Genomic DNA, 18,940 nt, shown 5'->3' with positions numbered 1-18,940 from the left:
CACCGATGTAGGTGTGGACGATGTCCACGCCGACCTTGAGGGTCGAGGGCGCGTTGCCCGCGACGCCGCTGACGGTGACGGAGGAGGTGACCGCGACGCCGTTGTCCGGGATGGAGACGTCGGCGTCGTTGGTGAACACCGTGCCGCCGCCGGGGCCGCCGGGGCGCGAGCCGACGTTGACCGCGGCCCAGGCGTTCTCGACGGCCGTGACCTCGGCGCTGCCGGCGCCGTACAGCTCGGTGGCCGCCGCGACGGTGCCCGTGCGGGCGCCGGCGTAGTTGGTCGAGGAGTTCCACTTGGTGGTGAGCGCCTTGAACCAGATCAGGCGGGCCTTGTCGATGCCGATGCCCGTGACCGGGAGGCCGTCGGAGGTCGGCGAGTCGTAGCTCACGCCGTTGACGGTCTTGGCGCCGCTGCCCTCGGAGAGCAGGTAGAAGAAGTGGTTCGCCGGGCCCGAGGAGTAGTGGACGTCGATGGAGCCGATGCCCGAGTACCACGCGTCCTTGGACGAGCCGTCCTTGCTCGGCTTGTCCATGTAGCGCAGCGGGGTGCCGTTGCCGCGGATGTCGATCTTCTCGCCGACGAGGTAGTCGCCCTTGTCGTTGGCGTTGTTGGCGTAGAACTCGACGGCCGCCGCCATGATGTCCGAGGTGGCCTCGTTGAGGCCGCCGGACTCGCCGCTGTAGACCAGGCCGGCGGTGTTGGAGGTGACGCCGTGCGTCATCTCGTGCGCGGCCACGTCGATGGAGGTGAGCGGCTTGGCGTTGTTGGTGCCGTCGCCGTACGTCATGCAGAAGCAGGAGTCGGACCAGAACGCGTTCACGTACGCGTTGCCGTAGTGGACGCGGGAGTACGCGCCGACGCCGTCACCGCGGATGCCGGAGCGGCCGTGGACGCTCTTGTAGTAGTCCCACGTGAGGGCGGCGCCGTAGTGCGCGTCCGCGCCCGCGGTCTCCTTGTTGGAGGGGAGGCCGTTGCCCCACGTGTCCGTGGTGTTGGTGAACAGCGTCCCGGTGCCCGACGTACCGCCGTTGAGGTTGTACGTCTTGTGGTTGCCGCGCGTGGTGTCGGTCAGCGAGTACGAGGGCGCGGTGCCGAGGGTCACCTGGCCGCTGTACTGCGTGTTGCCGATGCCGGTCTCGATGGCCTGCCACTCGTAGAGCTTCGCGCCGGTCTTCGCGTCCGTCACGACGTGCAGCTCGTTCGGGGTGCCGTCGTGCTGGAGGCCGCCGACGACGGTCTCGTACGCGAGGACGGGCGCGCCCTGGGCCATCCACACGACCTTGCGCGGGGCGCGGTCGGCGGCGGCCTTCTTGGAGCCCTCCGCGGCGGCGAGGCCGAGGGCCTGCTTCTCGGCGGCGGCCGGGGCGACGTCGGCGGCGAGGTCGACGTTCTTGAGCTCGGCGCGGTTGGACTTGATGACCCCGGTCGTGGCGCCGGCCTTGGACTCGGCGACGATCAGGTCACCGCCGAGGACGGGCAGCCCGGCGTAGGTGCGCTCGTAGCGCGTGTGGGTCGTGCCGTCGCGGTCCTGGACGACGTCGCGGACGACCAGCTTCTCCTGGGCGCCGAGGCCGAGGGACTTGGCCGTGGCGGCCTTGTCGGCGTCCGCCGCCTTGATGAGCGCGGCGCGCTGGGCGGGGGAGAGGTCGGCCGGGAGCTTGCCCGGGTTGACCTTGCCGATGGACTGCGCCGCAGGGGCAGCCCCGAAGGTGCCGGCCGAGGCGGGGCCGGCCTGGACGCCGAGGGTGAGCATGGCGGCGGCGGCGATCAGAGCGCCGGTCGCGGTGGCGCGACGGCTGGGCGTGGATCTCACGCAGACTCCTTAAGCGAGGGGGGTACCGGCGGACTTGGGTGAGCCCGTCCGGGCGGAGCAAGGAGAGCTGTGGAGCAGGTACGTGCGACGCGGAACCCGGCGGATCGGGGCCCAGAGGGTCCGAACCCGTTCGGGTGACGCGGTGAACAGTGGTGCGAAGAGCCGGGGAGAGAGTGACAGGAATGACGGGGACCTGTCAGGACTGTGGCGGGAAGTTGGCTGGAAATCGTCCGCTGTCCGAATGTCCGTGTTCGTTAACCGGACGTTTCCTCGATCATGGTCGCGATGTCGTCCGACGTTCCGTGGGGCCGAATTCGAAGAGCGTTTCCGGCTGAGCTCGACGCCCCTGTCATGGGCGGGGGCGTCGAGGAGGGGGTACGGACCGGCCGACCGCATCGCGTCGGGCCGTGGCTGATTCTGTTCCCTCTGCGCGCCGTCCGGGGATCGGAGTGGGGGACGGGCAGGGGGTCGCCGGACCTCAGCCCACCAGGCTGTCCCGCCACGCCTGGTGCAGGCCCGCGTAATGGCCCTCGCCCTTCACCAGGGTCGACGGAGGGCCGTCCTCGACGATCCGACCCGACTCCATCACCAGGACCCGGTCCGCCACCTCGACCGTCGACAGGCGGTGGGCGATGACCACCGCCGTACGGCCCGCCAGGACCGTGTCCATCGCCCGCTGCACCGCCCGCTCGCCCGGTACGTCCAGGGAGCTGGTCGCCTCGTCCAGGATCAGGACCGCCGGGTCCGCGAGGAGAGCGCGGGCGAAGGCCACCAACTGGCGCTGGCCCGCGGAGATCCGGCCACCGCGCTTGCGGACGTCCGTGTCGTAGCCGTCCGGGAGGCTCATGATGAACTCGTGCGCCCCGATGGCCTTCGCCGCGGCCTCGATCTCGTCGCGGGTCGCGTCCGGGCGGCCGATCGCGATGTTCTCCGCGACCGTGCCGGAGAAGAGGAACGCCTCCTGGGTGACCATCACGATCCCGCGGCGGAGGTCGGGGGTCGTGAGGTCGCGGAGGTCCACCCCGTCGAGCCTGACGTGGCCTTCCGTCGGGTCGTAGAAGCGGGCCAGCAGTTTCGCCAGCGTCGACTTGCCCGCGCCCGTCGCGCCGACCACCGCGACCGTCTGGCCCGCCGGGATCGTCAGGTCGAAGCTCGGGAGGACCTCGCCGCCCGTTCGGTAGGCGAACCTGACCCCTTCGAACGTGATGTCCCTGCCGGGTGCTCCCGTGCGGTGGGGGAGTTCGTGGGGCGTCGTCGTCTCCGGGACTCCCGGTTCCTGGGCCAGGAGGCCGGCGATCTTGCCGAGGGACGCCGCCGCCGACTCGTACGAGTTCAGGAACATGCCCAGGCGGTCGATCGGGTCGTACAGCCGGCGCATGTAGAGGACCGCCGCGGCCAGGACGCCCAGTTCGAGGGAGCCGGCCGCCACCCGGTACGCGCCCCAGAGGCACATGCCGGCCACCGCCGTGTTCGCCACCAGGCGCGAGCCGGTCACATAGCGGGCCATTTCGAGGAGGGCGTCGCCGTTGCTCCGCTCGTGGCGGCGGTTGAGCGCCGCGAACTCGGCGTCGTTGGCCCGCTCGCGGCGGAACGCCCTGACCGGACGGATGCCGTTCATCGTCTCCGCGAACTTCACGATCACGCCCGCGATGGCCGTGGAACGCTCCGCGTACACCTCGCCCGCGCGCCGCTGGTAGACCCGGACGAGGAGGTGGAGGGGGAGGAAGGAGGCGACCGCCACCGCCCCGATGCCCCAGTCCAGCCAGAGGAGGACGAGGGAGATCGAGACGAAGGAGAGGACCACGCCGATCAGTTCCTGCAGGCCCTCCGAGAGCAGCTCGCGGAGGGACTCGACGTCCGTGGTCGAGCGGGAGATCAGCCGGCCCGAGGTGTAGCGCTCGTGGAAGTCGACGCTGAGGAGCTGGGAGTGCCGGAAGATCCGGCCGCGCAGGTCGAGCAGCGCGTCCTGGTTGATGCGGGCGGCTCCGCGCACGAAGGCGTACTGGAGGACGCCCGACAGGACGGCGCACAGGAGGTAGCCGACGGCGACGGCGACGACGGGGCCGTGGTCCCCCGCGCGGAAGGCCGGGACGCCGCGGTCGATGGCGTACGCGACGAGCAGCGGGCCCGCCTGCAGCGCCGCCTCCCTGACGAGGAGGACCAGGACCGCGATCACGACCCGCGTGCGGTGGGGTGAGAGGAGGGAGCGGAGCAGGGCCCCGGTCGCTCCCGGGGGTGCGGGCAGGTCGTCGCGGTCGAAGGGGTCCGACGGTTCGGCCGGGGCCTTCGTCTTCTCCTGGAGCGTGGTGTCCGTCATCGGTTCTCGTCCCCCTCGCCGGACATCAGCCAGGCGTACTCGGCGCTGCCGCGCAACAGTTCCTGATGGGTGCCCACGGCCGCGATCCGGCCGCGCGAGAGCAGCGCGACCCGGTCGGCGAGCATCACCGTCGACGGGCGGTGCGCCACGACCAGGGCCGTCGTCCCCTTGAGGACCTCCCGCAGGGCCGCCTCGACCCGGGCCTCCGTGTGGACGTCGAGCGCCGACAGCGGGTCGTCCAGGACCAGGAAGCGGGGCTTGCCGACCACCGCGCGGGCCAGGGCGAGCCGCTGCCGCTGGCCGCCGGAGAGGCTGAGGCCCTGCTCGCCGACCTGGGTCGCCGTCCCCTCGGGCAGCCGGTCGACGAAGCCGTCCGCCTGGGCGACGCCCAGGGCGCGGCGCAGCTCCGGATCACCGGCTCCTTCCGCGCCCATCAGGACGTTCTCGCCGACGCTCGCGGAGAACAGCGTCGGCTCCTCGAACGCCATGGAGACGAGGGAGCGGAGCTTCTCCCGTTCCATGAGGGCGATGTCCTCGCCGTCGAGGAGGATGCGGCCGGCCGTCGCCTCGTGCAGGCGCGGCACGAGGGCCGTGAGGGTCGTCTTGCCGGAGCCGGTGCCGCCGACCAGGGCCAGGGTCTCGCCGGGGCGGATGTGGAGGTCGATGCCGTCCAGGACGGGGGGCGTCCCCTCGGGGGCGTCCGGGTAGCGGAAGGTGACGCCCTCGAAGCGGACCCCGTCCGGGACCCCGTCCGGGACCCCGCCGTCGCCGGTGGCGTCGGCCGTGTCCGGTTCCTCCTCGGCGTCCATCACCTCGAAGTAGCGTTCCGTCGCGGTCGCCGCCTCCTGGCTCATCGCGAGGAGGAATCCGATCGACTCCACCGGCCAGCGCAGCGCCAGGGCCGTCGACAGGAACGCGACGAGGGTGCCCGCCGACAGCTCCCCGTCGGCGACCTGGACCGTGCCGAGCACGAGCGCGGCCCCGATGGCCAGTTCCGGTACGACGGTGATGACGGCCCAGATCATGGCGAGCAGCCGCGCCTTGGCCAGTTCCGTGCCGCGGAGGTGCCCGGAGAGCTCGCGGAACGCCTTCGCCTGGCTGCGGTGGCGGCCGAAGCCCTTCACGATCCGGATGCCGAGGACGCTCTCCTCGACGACCGTCGTCAGGTCGCCGACCTGGTCCTGGGCCCGGCGCGCCACCACCCCGTACCGGCGCTCGAAGAGGTTGGAGACGAGCACGAGCGGGAGCACGGGCGTGAGGAGCACGAGGCCGAGGGTCCAGTCCTGGGACAGGAGGAGGACGTAACCGGCCAGGATCATCACGCCATTGACCAGGAGGAACGTCAGCGGGAAGGCCAGGAACATCCGGACCAGCATCAGGTCCGTCGTGCCGCGCGAGAGCAGCTGCCCGGAGGCCCACCGGTCGTGGAAGGCGATCGGGAGCCGCTGGAGCCTGCCGTACAGGTCGGCCCGCATCCTGGCCTCCACGGCGGACAGCGGGCGGGCCACCAGCCAGCGGCGGAAGCCGAACAGGACGGCCTCGACGATCCCCAGGAGCAGCAGGTACAGCGCGCCGAGCCAGACGCCCCCCGGGTCCCGGTCCGCGACGGGTCCGTCGACCAGCCACTTCAGGACGATCGGGATGACGAGCGACAGACAGGAGGCGACGATCGCGACGATCGCGGCCGTGACGAGCCGACCCCGCACGGGCCGCACGTACGGCCAGAGACGGAGCAGGACACGGACCGTCGAGCGGTCGGGGTGCGGGGGGATCGGTTTCTCGGGCATCAGGTCCGACCATACGGTTCACCACTGACACGTCTCATTCGATTTTCCCCCGCCCGGCGGACTACTCGCGGACCCGCAGCAGCACCACCGACCGGGCCCCCACCGTGAGCGTCCCGCCGCCCGGATGGCGGGTGGCCGGGGGCGTCGACTGGTCGTCCCGTGCCGTGTCGACGACCAGCTCGTACGACTCCGCCCACGGCGGCCCCGGCAGCCGGAACTCCAGGGGGCGGTGGCCGGCGTGGAGGACGGCGAGGAAGCTGTCGTCGGTGATCTGCTCGCCCCGCGCGTCCCGCCCCGGGATGTCGCGGCCCGACAGGTAGAGGCCGAGCGTGGCCGTCGGCGCGTACCAGTCCCGCTCCGTCATCTCGGTGCCCTCGGCGGTGAACCAGGCCAGGTCCCGCAGCCCGTCCGCGCCCTGCGGCCGGCCGGAGAAGAAGGCCCTGCGGCGCAGCACCGGATGGCGGTGGCGGAGGGAGAGGAGCCGGCGGGCAAGGGCGAGCAGGTCGGCCCGGCCGGGATCGTCCGGGAGCGACCAGTCGAGCCAGCCGAGCTCGTTGTCCTGGCAGTAGGCGTTGTTGTTGCCGCCCTGGGTGCGGCCCATCTCGTCGCCGGCGACGAGCATCGGGACGCCGGTGGAGAGGAGGAGGGTGGTCAGCAGGTTGCGCTGCTGGCGCAGGCGCAGGGCGTTGATGCCGGGGTCGTCGGTCTCGCCCTCCGCGCCGCAGTTCCATGAGCGGTTGTCGTGGGTGCCGTCCCGGTTGCCCTCGCCGTTGGCCTCGTTGTGCTTGCGTTCGTACGTGACCAGGTCGCGGAGGGTGAAGCCGTCGTGGGCGGTGACGAAGTTGACGGAGGCGTACGGGCGGCGCCCGCCCCAGGCGTACAGGTCGCTGGAGCCGGACAGCCGGTAGCCGAGGTCCCGCACGTCGGGCAGCGCCCCGCGCCAGAAGTCCCGGACGGCGTCCCGGTAGCGGTCGTTCCACTCGGTCCACAGGGGCGGGAAGGCGCCGACCTGGTAGCCGCCGTTGCCGACGTCCCACGGTTCGGCGATCAGTTTGACCCGGCGCAGGACCGGGTCCTGGGCGATGACGGCCAGGAAGGGGGACAGCATGTCGACGTCGTGCATCGAGCGGGCCAGGGCCGCCGCGAGGTCGAAGCGGAAGCCGTCGACGCCCATCTCGGTCACCCAGTAGCGCAGGGAGTCGGTGATGAGACGGAGGACCTGCGGCTGCACGACGTGCAGGGTGTTGCCGCAGCCCGTGTAGTCGGCGTACCGGCGGGCGTCGGACTGGAGCCGGTAGTAGCCGCGGTTGTCGATGCCCTTCAGAGAGAGGGTGGGGCCGAGCTCGCCCGCCTCCGCCGTGTGGTTGTAGACGACGTCGAGGATGACCTCGATCCCGGCCGCGTGCAGCGCCCGCACCATCCGTTTGAACTCGCCGACCTGCTGCCCGCTCGTCCCGGAGGAGGAGTAGCCGGCGTGCGGGGCGAAGTAGCCGATCGAGTTGTAGCCCCAGTAGTTGCGCAGCCCGCGCCGCAGCAGGTGGTCCTCGTGAGCGAACTGGTGGACCGGCAGCAGCTCGACCGCCGTCACCCCGAGGCGTACGAGATGGTCGATCGCGGCGGGGTGGGCGAGCCCCGCGTACGTGCCCCGCAGGTGTTCGGGGATGCCGGGGTGCAGTTTCGTGAAGCCCTTGACGTGCAGCTCGTAGATGACCGAGTCCTGCCAGGGCGTCTTGGGCCTGCGGTCGTCGGACCAGTCGTCGTCGTCGTGGACGACGACCCCCTTGGGGACGTACGGGGCGGAGTCCCGCTCGTCGCGGACGGTGTCGGCCACGTGCTGCTGCGGCCAGTCCCGGACGTGCCCGTACGCCTCCGGGGGCAGCGCCGCGAAGTCGCCGTCGACGGCCCGGGCGTACGGGTCGAGGAGCAGCTTCGCCGGGTTCCAGCGGGCGCCCGTCCACGGGTCCCAGCGGCCGTGCACCCGGTAGCCGTACCGCTGCCCCGGTCCGACGCCCGGCACGAAGCCGTGCCAGATCTCGTGCGTGAGTTCGGTCAGCCGGAGTCGTGTCTCCGTGCCGTCGGCGTCGAAGAGGCACAGCTCCACGGCCTCCGCCCCGCCCGCCCACAGGGCGAAGTTGGTGCCCGTCACCCCGCCGGGGCCGACCCGGCAGCGGGCCCCCAAGGGGGTCGGTGCCCCCGGCCACACCGGCGGCACGGCCCGCTCCAGGGCATGCTCGGACACCGCCTCCTGCTCGGCTGCGCTCGCCACCGTCCCGGCCTCCCGCGGCTCGTCGGGCCCGCACGCGTGTGACCGGCGGCGTCCCGGCCGCCGGTCCCGCGCGTGGTTCTCCCCCTGTTCTTCCCGCACGGCCGTCCTCCCAACATGACCCGCACGCACGTTTCCCCTGGAGGGTGGCCGTCGTTGGGCCGGGCGTGACATGCGTATGGAAGCGAGCGGGGCGCGCCCTCATGGCAGCGGGACTGGTGGCGGGGCTTGTGACGGGCCTCGCGGGCTGCACCGGGGCGGACGGCGAGGGGGGCGTCGGGGTCAGCCTGCCGGGCAAGGCGCGGGCCCCGGGCGACGTCATCCGGGTGAGTCCGGAGGACGGCAGCCGGGCGGTGCCGGCCGGCGGACCCGTCGAGGTGAAGGTGGACAGCGGACGGCTGGAGCGGGTGACGGTCGTGCAGGTCGAGGACGGGCTGCGGGCCGAGGTCCCCGGGGAGATCTCGGCGGACGGGCTGCGCTGGCGGCCCCGGCCGGGCACCCGGCTCGCGCTGGCCGCCAAGTACAGCGTGGACGCGGTCGCGCTCGACGGGCACGGGCGCCGCTCGGCCCGGCACACCACCTTCACCACTGTCGTCCCCGGCTCCCGCTTCATCGGCTACTTCAAGCCGGAGAACCGTTCCACGGTCGGCACCGGCATGATCGTCTCCTTCGGCTTCAACCGGCCGATCGAGAACCGGGCCGAGGTCGAGCGGGCCGTCCGCGTCACCTCGGAGCCGCCGGTGGAGGTCGTCGGCCACTGGTTCGGCAAGGAGCGGCTCGACTTCCGGCCCGCCGCGTACTGGCGGCCCGGCACGAAGGTGACCGTCGAGCTCGCCCTGCGGGACGTCGAGGGGGCGCCCGGGGTGTACGGCGTCCAGCGCAAGAAGGTCGGCTTCACCGTCGGCCGCTCCCAGGTCTCCCTGGTCGACGCCGAGGCGCACACGATGGAGGTCCGGCGGGACGGCGAGGTCCTTGCCACCGTGCCGATCACGGCGGGCGCGCCGAAGACCACCACGTACAACGGGAAGATGGTCGTGACCGAGCTGTACGACGTGACCCGGATGGACGGCAGGACGGTCGGCTTCGGCGGCGAGTACGACATCAAGGACGTGCCGCACGCGATGCGCCTGACCGACTCGGGGACCTTCCTGCACGGCAACTACTGGGCGCCGTCCTCCACCTTCGGCTCCGCCAACGTCAGCCACGGCTGCGTGGGCCTCCGGGACGAGAAGGGCGGCAGCGCGGACTCGCCCGCGGGCTGGTTCTTCGACCGGACGCTCGTCGGCGACGTGGTGGAGGTGGTCAACTCCCGCGACAAGGAGGTCGCCCCCGACAACGGCCTCGGCGGCTGGAACCTGGACTGGGACCGGTGGAAGGCGGGCTCCGCGCTGCGGTGAGGCCGGATGGTCTCCCGTATCACGTCGACTGGTGCCGAACGGTGACATTCACGAGGAACTTTCGTGTCCTGCGGTGTGATTATCTAGCGCTGTGTGCGCGAGTGGATGCGCACGGGGGTGGGGCCGTGGCATTGCCAGGCCGTGCGAGGGGAGAAGACCACAGTGAACGGGCAGCCGATATCGGGGGCATCGGTAGGGGCGACGGGGCGGCGCGGCCGACGCGGGGGCGTCAGGCTGCAGGCCCTGGCGGCGGGGGCGCTGCTCCTGGTCCTGACCGCGTGCGGCGGCGGTGAGAACGCCACGGGCGGCACGGGGGGCCAGGGCTCGGCGGCCCAGGGCGGCGGCAAGCAGGAGAACGCGGCCTCCCAGGCGGTCGTGACGATCCTCCCGAAGGACGGCGCCGACTCGGTCGCCACCAGCGGAGCCCTCAAGATCACCGCGGCGCAGGGCAAGCTGACCACGGTCGAGGTCGCCGACTCCAAGGGCGACAAGGTCGAGGGCGAGATCGCCGCGGACGGCGCCAGCTGGTCGCCGAAGGCGCACCTGGCCGCGGCCACCCAGTACAAGGTCCACGCGATCGCGAAGGACGGCGAGGGCCGCGAGTCGGCGAAGGACACCACCTTCACCACGCTGGTCCCGAAGAACACCTTCATCGGCCAGTACACGCCCGAGGACGGTTCGACCGTCGGCGTCGGCATGCCGGTCTCCATCAACTTCAGCCGGGGCATCACCGACCCCGAGGCCGTCGAGAAGGCCATCAAGGTGACGGCCGTCCCGGCCGTCCGGGTCGAGGGCCACTGGTTCGGCAACGACCGCCTCGACTTCCGCCCGAAGGACTACTGGGCCGCCGGCACCAAGGTCACGGTCGAGCTGAACCTGGACGGCGTCGAGGGCCGCCCCGGCGTCTACGGCAAGCAGAAGAAGTCGATCTCCTTCACCATCGGCCGCCGTCAGGTCTCCACCGTCGACGCGAGCGCCAAGACGATGAAGGTCGAGCGGGACGGCGCGATCATCAAGACGCTGCCGATCACCGCGGGCGCGCCGTCCACGACCACGTACAACGGCCAGATGGTCATCAGCGAGAAGTACAAGGTGACCCGCATGAACGGGGCCACGGTCGGCTTCGGCGGCGAGTACGACATCAAGGACGTGCCGCACGCGATGCGCCTGTCCAACTCGGGCACCTTCGTCCACGGCAACTACTGGGCGCCGTCCTCCACCTTCGGCTCCAGCAACGTCAGCCACGGCTGCGTCGGCCTGGAGGACGCGCGGGGCGCGGGCGACAGCTCGACGCCGGCCGCCTGGTTCTACGACCGCTCGATCATCGGCGACGTCGTGATCGTGAAGAACTCCAGGGACAAGCAGATCACTCCGGAGAACGGCCTCAACGGCTGGAACATGGACTGGTCGGAGTGGATCGCCTAGATCCCCCGTAGAGCTCCCGTGAGCGGGCCCGGTGCTGTGAGCAACAGCACCGGGCCCCTTCTCGTTAACGGACACTAACCTTCTGCCATGACTGTGAACCTCGAAGTCGCCGATGGCGTCGGCACGATCCGCCTCGACCGCCCCCCGATGAACGCCCTGGACATCGCCACCCAGGACCGGCTGCGCGAGCTGGCCCAGGAGGCGACCGACCGCGACGACGTGCGGGCCGTGGTCCTCTACGGCGGCGAGAAGGTGTTCGCGGCCGGCGCGGACATCAAGGAGATGCAGGTCATGGACCACGTGGCCATGGTCAAGCGCTCGCGCGCCCTCCAGGACTCCTTCACCGCCGTCGCCCGCATCCCGAAGCCGGTCGTCGCCGCGATCACCGGTTACGCGCTCGGCGGCGGCTGCGAGCTCGCGCTCTGTGCCGACTACCGGATCGCCGCCGACAACGCCAAGCTGGGCCAGCCGGAGATCCTCCTCGGCCTGATCCCCGGCGCGGGCGGCACCCAGCGCCTGTCCCGGCTCGTCGGCCCCTCCAAGGCCAAGGACCTCATCTTCACCGGCCGGATGGTGAAGGCCGACGAGGCCCTGACGCTCGGTCTGGTCGACCGGGTCGTCCCGGCCGCCGAGGTGTACGAGCAGGCGCACGCCTGGGCCGCCAGGCTGGCGCAGGGTCCGGCCGTCGCCCTGCGGGCCGCGAAGGAGGCGATCGACCAGGGTCTGGAGGCCGACATCGACACCGGTCTCGCCATCGAGCGCACCTGGTTCTCCGCCCTGTTCGCGACCGAGGACCGCGAGACCGGGATGCGCAGCTTCGTCGAGGAGGGCCCGGGGAAGGCGAAGTTCGCCTGACGATCCTTCACGAGCGGGGGCCGATTCCACCGGAACGGCCCCCGCGGACGGCTCCGTGCGGCCATGATGGGGGGCATGGCGGGCCTGGAGGGTAGGGAACAACCGGGGCAGCGCGCGAGCGCCGCCGCGCCGCGGTGGTCACCGGTCGCGGACGACGAACAGGCCGCCGACGCAGTGGAGTTGTACGGCAATCCGGCCGAGGAGGACGTCCGGCTGCCGTCCCGCCCCGAGTCCGCGTGGGTGGCCCGCAGGCTCACCCAGCACGTCCTGCTGCGGCAGTGGGCGCTCGGCCCCCAGCTCGCCGAGCACGCGGTGCTGCTCGTCTCGGAGCTCGTCGGGAACGCCGTCCGGCACACCGGCGCCCGTGTCTTCGCGCTGCGGTTACAGCGGCGCCGCGGCTGGATCCGGATCGAGGTGCGCGACCCCTCGCGGGGGCTGCCCTGTCTGATGCCGGTGCACGAGCTCGACATCAGCGGCCGCGGGCTCTTCCTCGTCGACAAGCTGGCCGACCGCTGGGGCGTGGACCTGGCGCCGCGCGGCAAGACGACCTGGTTCGAGATGCGGGTCTCGGACCGCTGACACGTACCCCCCCGGACGCACGGAAGCCCCCGTGCGCCGTGGTGGGGCGCGTGGGGGCTTCCCTGTGGTGCGTCGTGGACGGGGGGGTGTATCCACGGCCGCTGTGTCGACCTGGCCCGGGTCAATGGGGGTCGTGTCCCCGACTATGGCAGACGGGGGGCCTCACCGCCAAAAGCCCCTACCGGGGCAAGCTGGGGTGAAAGCGGACAGTTCAATGATGAATCGTTGGTGACATGTAGCACCCGCCTTGCAAACAGTGAATGACTATGCGGTTCGCTGGGTGTTTTCGGGGGTCGTCCGCATGGTGGACGCCCGATGCGTAGGTGTAAACGTCCTGAATTGGCCTAATCGGCGCTAATCGGGCGGTATCCCTCTTGAATGGTCGCGTGAAGCCGACCGACCGCCGAGGAGCCCTCCGCGCGGGCGCGGCCGCCGCCCTCGCGGGAGCCCTCTCCACCGCCTGCGGCACGGAACCCCGCCCCGCCCCCGCCGCCGGGCACCACCCCGCCACCGGGCGTCCCCCCGCCGCGCACCGTCCCGCCGCCGCGCCCGTCGCCGCCCCGGCCCCCCGCCGCTTCCCCGGACAGCCGGACGAGATCGCCCACGGCCCCCGCGACCGGCCCCGGGTCGCCCTCACCTTCCACGGCCAGGGCGACCCCGCCCTCGCCCGCCGGCTCCTCACCCAGGCGGAGAAGGCCGGCGCCCGCGTCACCGTCCTCGCCGTCGGCAGCTGGCTCGACCAGCACCCCGACATGGCCCGCCGCGTCCTCGACGGCGGCCACGACCTCGGCAACCACACCCAGCACCACACCGACGTCAACGCCATGACCGAGGCCGGAGCCCTCGCCGAGATCGAGGCCTGCGCCGCCCGGCTGCGCCGGCTCACCGGCTCCGTCGGCACCTGGTTCCGCCCCTCCCGCACCCGGAACGCCGCCCCCGCCGTCCTGCGCGCCGCCCGCCGCGCCGGATACCCGCACGTCCTCTCGTACGACGTCGACTCGCTCGACTTCACCTCGCCCGGCGCCGCGGCCGTCGTCCGCAACGTCACCGGGCCGGTCCGCGCCGGATCCGTCGTCAGCCTGCACTTCGGCTACCCGGACACCGCCGCCGCGCTGCCCCTCCTCCTCGCCGATCTCGACCGCCGCGGCCTGAGCGCGGTCACCACCACGGAGCTGCTGAGCTGATGGCACACCTCAAGAAGAGATCCAGGACCCTCCTCGCCGCCGCCCTCCTCGTCGCCCTCGCCGGCTGCGGCACCGGGAGCCACCCCGAGGGCGCCGCCCCCGTGAAGAAGGCCGCCCCCGCCGTGCCCAAGCGGGCCACCGTCCCCGCCGGACTCCCCGGGATGCCGCCCCTGCTCGACCCCCACGACGTCTACGCCGCCGACCGGCCGAACCGGCTCTCCCCGGTGGTGCGGAACTTCCCCTCCCGGGTCTACGTCCCCAACACCAACTCCAACACCGTCTCCGTCATCGACCCCACGACCTACCAGGTCGTCGAGACCATCCCGGTCGGTGTCCAGCCCCAGCACGTCGTCCCCTCCTGGGACATGAAGACCCTCTGGGTCAACAACAACCGGGGCCACACCCTCACCCCCATCGACCCGGCCACCGGCGTCGCCGGCAAGCCCGTCGAGGTCCACGACCCGTACAACCTCTACTTCACGCCCAACGGCAAGTACGCCGTCGTCATGGCCTCGCTCGACCGCGAACTCGTCTTCCGCGACCCGCACACCATGGAACGGAAGAAGTCCGTCCCCGTCAGCTGCTACGGCGTCAACCACGCCGACTTCTCCGCCGACGGCCGCTACTTCATCGTCTCCTGCGAGTTCTCCGGCGAACTCCTCAAGGTCGACACCGAGAAGATGGAGGTCATCGGCCAGCAGAAGCTGCCCTTCCAGGGCGCCATGCCGCAGGACGTGAAGATCTCCCCGGACGGCAAGACCTTCTACATCGCCGACATGATGGCCCACGGCATGTGGGTCCTGGACGGCGAGAAGTTCACCACCCCCGGCCTGCTCCCGACCGGCAAGGGCTGCCACGGCCTCTACGTCGGCCGCGACTCGCGCGAGATGTACGTCTCCAACCGCGGCGAGGGCTCGGTCTCCGTCTTCGACTTCCAGCAGAACAAGCTCACCAAGAAGTGGTGGCTCCCGGACGGCGGCTCCCCCGACATGGGCGGCGTCTCCGCCGACGGCAAGGTCCTGTGGCTCTCCGGACGCTACGACTCCGAGGTGTACGCGATCGACACCACCACCGGCAAGCAGCTCGCCCGCATCCCCGTCGGCAGCGGCCCCCACGGCCTCGCCGTCTACCCCCAGCCGGGCCGCTACTCCCTCGGGCACACCGGCATCTTCCGGTAGCCGCTCAGCCGGCGATCAGGAGCGCCTCCGAGGCCACCGGGCGGTAGCCCGCCGCCTGGAAGACGCGGACGCTGCGGGCGTTGCCCGGGGCCTGCTGGGCCCACACCACCCCGCCCGGGACGAGGTGGCGGGCCGCCGTCGCCAGGGCCCGCCCCAGGCCCCGGTGGCGCACCCCCTCGTCCACCTCGATCGCCGCCTCCCAGCGGCCCGCGACGCCCCGGCCCAGGACCAGCACCCCGCCGTCGGCCGCCCACACCCGGACGTCGTCGCGGAACTTCAGCGCCCGCGCCACCCGCGGGTGCCCCGGGTCGTCGATCTCGCGGAGCTCCAGCGGGGGAGGGCCCGGCAGCGCGTCCGCCACCGTGAGCAGGTCGACGGTGTTCATGTGCCGGCCGGTGCGGGCCATCAGCGCGAGCAGGAAGCCCGGGTTCATGCTCGCCGCGAGCGGGTCGCCCGACGTGGCCGCCAGCGCGTCCCGCACCCACTCCGGATCGGCGTCCGCGAAGACCACCGAGTGCGCCGTGAAGGCGAGCACCCCCGCGTCCCGGGGGCCCGGCTGCGCCACCACCGTCGTCGAACCGTCCGGGGGCGGGAAGACCCCGCGTGCGGCCGCCGCCAGGATCCGTGCCACCTCGTCGCTCATACCCCCATCATCCGGCAGCGCGCGGCCAGCTAATCTGACCTCCGTCAGACAAGCACCAAGAAGGGGCGGACGCAGTGGCGGACATCGACTCGGCACGCACGGCATTCAACAAGTTCGACGTGGACGGCGACGGCTTCATCACCGCCGCCGAGTACAAGCACGTCATGGCGCAGCTGGGCGACTTCAACGTCACCGAGTCGGTCGCCGAGGCGCTCATCAAGCAGCGCGACGACAACGGGGACGGCGTGCTGTCCTGGGACGAGTTCTGGGGCCACCTGAACAAGGCCTGAGCCGGGCCCGCCGGGGCGGGCGCGGCGACACCGAGCTGCCGCCCGCCCGGCCGTCGCGGGCAGGCGCCCTCGCCGGGCCCGGGCGGCCCTGATCCGGCGCGAGGGCACGCACTGGTCGACGAACCGGAGGACCGGCCGTGACCGGCGTCGAACTCCTCGCCTCCTTCCTCGCCACCGGAGAGCTGCACGGCCTCCGCGTCGGCTCGACGCTCGACGAGGTCGACCGGGCGTTCCGCCATCCCTTCGTCGATGTCGTCGGCGACGGCGACGTGTGGAGCCTCGATCCGTGGGCGCCGCTCCGGGCCGGCTGATGACCGCCCTGGCGCGGCGGAAGGGAAACCCCGACCGATCGCGCCCCGGGAGGCGCGCACCGGCCGGGGGCGGTCCCGGCCTACGGCCTCAGCACTCGATGATGTTCACCGCGAGGCCGCCGCGCGCCGTCTCCTTGTACTTGACGCTCATGTCCGCGCCCGTCTCCTTCATGGTCTTGATGACCTTGTCGAGGGAGACCAGGTGGCTGCCGTCGCCGCGCATCGACATCTTCGCCGCCGTGACGGCCTTGACCGCCGCCATGCCGTTCCGCTCGATGCACGGGATCTGGACCAGGCCGCCGACCGGGTCGCAGGTCAGGCCCAGGTTGTGCTCCATGCCGATCTCGGCCGCGTTCTCCACCTGCTCCGGGGAGCCGCCGAGGACCTCGGCGAGCGCGCCCGCCGCCATCGAGCAGGCCGAGCCGACCTCGCCCTGGCAGCCGACCTCGGCGCCGGAGATCGAGGCGTTCTCCTTGAAGAGCATGCCGACCGCGCCGGCCGCGAGGAGGAAGCGGACGATGCCGTCCTCGTCGGCGCCGGGCACGAAGTTCATGTAGTAGTGCAGGACCGCCGGGATGATGCCGGCCGCGCCGTTCGTCGGGGCGGTGACCACCCGGCCGCCCGCCGCGTTCTCCTCGTTCACGGCCATCGCGTAGAGGGTGATCCACTCCATCGCGTGCGCCGCCGGGTCGCCCTCGGAGCGCAGCTTGCGGGCGGAGGTCGCGGCGCGGCGGCGGACCTTCAGGCCGCCGGGCAGGATGCCCTCGCGGGACATGCCGCGCGAGACGCAGGCCTGCATGACCCGCCAGATCTCCAGGAGACCCGCCCGGATCTCCTCCTCGGTGCGCCAGGCCTTCTCGTTCTCCAGCATCATCGCGGAGATCGACAGGCCGGTCTCCTTCGCGAGGCGGAGCAGCTCGTCGCCGGTGCGGAAGGGGTACTTCAGGACGGTGTCGTCGGGGACGATCGGGTTCTGTCCGTCGACCGCGTCCTCGTCGACGACGAAGCCGCCGCCGACCGAGTAGTACGTCTTCTCCAGCACGAGCCCGCCCTCGGCGTCGTACGCGAAGACCGTCATGCCGTTGGCGTGGTACGGGAGCGCCTTGCGGCGGTGCAGGATCAGGTCGTCGTCGAACGAGAACGGGATCTCGTGCGCGCCGAGCAGGTTGATCCGGCCGCTCGCCTTGATCCGCTCGAACTCGTCGTCGGCGCTCTCCACGTCGACCGTGCGCGGCGAGTTGCCCTCCAGACCGAGGAGGACCGCCTTCGGGGTGCCGTGGCCGTGGCCGGTCGCGCCGAGCGAGCCGTACAGCTCCGCCCGTATCGACGCCGTGTGGGCGAGCAGGCCCTCGTTCTTCAGGCGGCGGGCGAACATCCGGGCAGCCCTCATGGGGCCCACCGTGTGGGAGCTCGACGGGCCGATGCCGATCGAGAACAGGTCGAAGACCGAGATGGCCACGGGAGGACTCCTTGTGGGGGCTGACGCCGTTGTCTGCCGGGGTGGAGCAGAAAAGCGTGAGTAGGTGAAGACATGGCGTGGGGCACCGCGCTCACTGCCCAGTGTGCGCGGTGCCCCGGAGCTTTCGTACGAATGAAACCGGAACTAAAGCGTACGAAATTACTTCAGGCCGGGGTACAGCGGGTGCTTGTCCGCCAGCGCGGTCACCCGGGCCTTGAGGGCCGCGGCCTTGTCGGCGTCGAAGCCCGGCTTCAGGGCCTCGGCGATGACGTCGGCGACCTCGGCGAAGTCCTCGGCCTGGAAGCCGCGGGTCGCGAGCGCCGGCGTGCCGATGCGCAGACCCGAGGTGACCATCGGCGGGCGCGGGTCGTTCGGAACGGCGTTCCGGTTGACCGTGATGCCGACCTCGTGGAGGCGGTCCTCGGCCTGCTGGCCGTCGAGCTCGGAGCCGCGCAGGTCCACCAGGACCAGGTGCACGTCCGTGCCGCCGGACAGGACGGAGACGCCGTGGGCGGTGACGTCGTCCTGGACCAGGCGCTCGGCCAGCGCGCGGGCGCCGTCCAGGGTGCGCTGCTGGCGCTCCTTGAACTCCTCCGAGGCCGCGACCTTGAAGGAGACGGCCTTGGCCGCGATCACGTGCTCCAGCGGGCCGCCCTGGAAACCGGGGAAGACCGAGGAGTTCAGCTTCTTCGCGAGCTCCTTCTTCGCCAGGATGATGCCGCCGCGCGGGCCGCCGAGCGTCTTGTGCGTGGTGGAGGTCACCACGTCCGCGTACTCGACCGGGTTCGGGTGCAGGCCCGCGGCCACGAGGCCCGCGAAGTGGGCCATGTCGACCCACAGGTAGGCCTCGACCTCGTCGGCGATCCGGCGGAACTCGGCGAAGTCCAGCTGGCGCGGGTACGCCGACCAGCCGGCGATGATCACCTTCGGGCGGTGCTCCTTGGCGAGACGCTCGACCTCGGCCATGTCGACCAGACCGGCCTCGTCCACGTGGTACGCGACCACGTTGAACTGCTTGCCGGAGAAGTTCAGGCGCATGCCGTGGGTGAGGTGGCCGCCGTGCGCCAGGTCCAGACCCAGGATCGTGTCGCCGGGCTGGGCGATCGCGAAGAGGGCGGCCTGGTTCGCGGAGGCGCCGGAGTGCGGCTGGACGTTGGCGTACTCGGCGCCGAACAGGTCCTTGACCCGGTCGATGGCGATCTGCTCGGCCACGTCGACGTGCTCGCAGCCGCCGTAGTAGCGGCGGCCCGGGTAGCCCTCGGCGTACTTGTTGGTGAGGACGGAGCCCTGGGCCTCCATGACCGCGACCGGAGCGAAGTTCTCCGAGGCGATCATCTCGAGGGTGGACTGCTGACGGCGGAGCTCGGCGTCGACGGTGGCGGCGACGTCGGGGTCCAGCTCGTGGAGGGGAGTGTTCAGAAGCGACATGAATCGAT

General features: G+C 71.8%; 15 protein-coding genes. 8 read left to right on the top strand and 7 right to left on the bottom strand.

From position 1 onward, the window contains the following. The 4 genes from ABZ318_RS25735 to glgX all read right to left on the bottom strand — a co-directional run. On the bottom strand, positions 1–1,816 hold a 1,816-nt coding region (locus ABZ318_RS25735; RefSeq protein WP_356904837.1), incomplete at its 3' end, for a M4 family metallopeptidase. 478 nt (positions 1,817–2,294) lie between these two features. Continuing rightward, positions 2,295–4,133 carry an ABC transporter ATP-binding protein gene (locus ABZ318_RS25730; protein ID WP_356904836.1) on the bottom strand — a complete coding sequence of 613 codons (1,839 nt, stop codon included), beginning with the start codon at positions 4,131–4,133 and terminating at the stop codon, positions 2,295–2,297. Then, entirely contained in the window at positions 4,130–5,920 is a 1,791-nt protein-coding gene (locus ABZ318_RS25725; RefSeq protein ID WP_356904835.1) for an ABC transporter ATP-binding protein, read from the bottom strand. Before ABZ318_RS25725 ends, ABZ318_RS25730 begins: the two co-directional genes overlap by 4 nt. A gap of 61 nt (positions 5,921–5,981) precedes the next feature. Continuing rightward, positions 5,982–8,186 (bottom strand): glycogen debranching protein GlgX, encoded by a 2,205-nt coding sequence (glgX, locus tag ABZ318_RS25720; protein ID WP_356904834.1) that lies wholly within the window; start codon positions 8,184–8,186, stop codon positions 5,982–5,984. Between the two features lie 200 nt (positions 8,187–8,386). On the opposite strand from glgX, the gene ABZ318_RS25715 reads away from it, so the two are divergent. The 6 genes from ABZ318_RS25715 (at position 8,387) to ABZ318_RS25690 (ending at position 14,801) form a co-directional block, all read left to right on the top strand. Next, entirely contained in the window at positions 8,387–9,580 is a 1,194-nt protein-coding gene (locus ABZ318_RS25715) for an Ig-like domain-containing protein (RefSeq protein WP_356904833.1), read from the top strand. A gap of 162 nt (positions 9,581–9,742) precedes the next feature. Beyond that, positions 9,743–11,005, top strand: coding sequence for an Ig-like domain-containing protein (locus tag ABZ318_RS25710; protein WP_356904832.1), 1,263 nt, complete (start codon positions 9,743–9,745; stop codon positions 11,003–11,005). Between the two features lie 87 nt (positions 11,006–11,092). Further along, positions 11,093–11,860, top strand: coding sequence for an enoyl-CoA hydratase-related protein (locus ABZ318_RS25705; protein WP_356904831.1), 768 nt, complete (start codon positions 11,093–11,095; stop codon positions 11,858–11,860). A 63-nt stretch (positions 11,861–11,923) separates the two neighbouring features. Further along, positions 11,924–12,439 (top strand): ATP-binding protein, encoded by a 516-nt coding sequence (locus tag ABZ318_RS25700; protein WP_356904830.1) that lies wholly within the window; start codon positions 11,924–11,926, stop codon positions 12,437–12,439. Between the two features lie 386 nt (positions 12,440–12,825). After that, positions 12,826–13,623: a polysaccharide deacetylase family protein gene (locus ABZ318_RS25695; RefSeq protein WP_356904829.1), complete on the top strand. Its 798-nt coding sequence runs from the start codon at positions 12,826–12,828 to the stop codon at positions 13,621–13,623. Continuing rightward, entirely contained in the window at positions 13,623–14,801 is a 1,179-nt protein-coding gene (locus ABZ318_RS25690; protein WP_356904828.1) for a hypothetical protein, read from the top strand. Before ABZ318_RS25695 ends, ABZ318_RS25690 begins: the two co-directional genes overlap by 1 nt. 4 nt (positions 14,802–14,805) lie before the next feature. Here the strand turns inward: ABZ318_RS25690 and ABZ318_RS25685 are convergent, their stop codons facing one another. Continuing rightward, entirely contained in the window at positions 14,806–15,444 is a 639-nt protein-coding gene (locus ABZ318_RS25685; RefSeq protein WP_356904827.1) for a GNAT family N-acetyltransferase, read from the bottom strand. A 74-nt stretch (positions 15,445–15,518) separates the two neighbouring features. Here ABZ318_RS25685 and ABZ318_RS25680 point away from each other — a divergent pair, with 74 nt between their 5' ends. Both ABZ318_RS25680 and ABZ318_RS25675 read left to right on the top strand, forming a co-directional pair. Continuing rightward, a complete protein-coding gene (locus ABZ318_RS25680; RefSeq protein WP_356904826.1) occupies positions 15,519–15,734 on the top strand; it encodes an EF-hand domain-containing protein in 216 nt (71 codons plus the stop codon). Positions 15,735–15,871: 137 nt separating this feature from the next. Beyond that, positions 15,872–16,045 (top strand): hypothetical protein, encoded by a 174-nt coding sequence (locus ABZ318_RS25675; protein ID WP_356904825.1) that lies wholly within the window; start codon positions 15,872–15,874, stop codon positions 16,043–16,045. 88 nt (positions 16,046–16,133) lie between these two features. Here the strand turns inward: ABZ318_RS25675 and ABZ318_RS25670 are convergent, their stop codons facing one another. Together ABZ318_RS25670 and glyA are read right to left on the bottom strand one after the other, a co-directional pair. Then, positions 16,134–17,504: an L-serine ammonia-lyase gene (locus ABZ318_RS25670; protein ID WP_356904824.1), complete on the bottom strand. Its 1,371-nt coding sequence runs from the start codon at positions 17,502–17,504 to the stop codon at positions 16,134–16,136. A gap of 159 nt (positions 17,505–17,663) precedes the next feature. After that, complete coding sequence (glyA, locus tag ABZ318_RS25665) at positions 17,664–18,932, bottom strand: serine hydroxymethyltransferase (RefSeq protein WP_356904823.1); 1,269 nt, start codon at positions 18,930–18,932, stop codon at positions 17,664–17,666. Positions 18,933–18,940 lie beyond the last annotated feature (8 nt).

This window comes from Streptomyces sp. NPDC006197 (assembly GCF_040613865.1).
Taxonomy (GTDB): domain Bacteria; phylum Actinomycetota; class Actinomycetes; order Streptomycetales; family Streptomycetaceae; genus Streptomyces.
The sequence above is the reverse complement of the archived record's forward strand: the minus strand, read 5'-3'. Positions and strand labels throughout refer to the sequence as shown.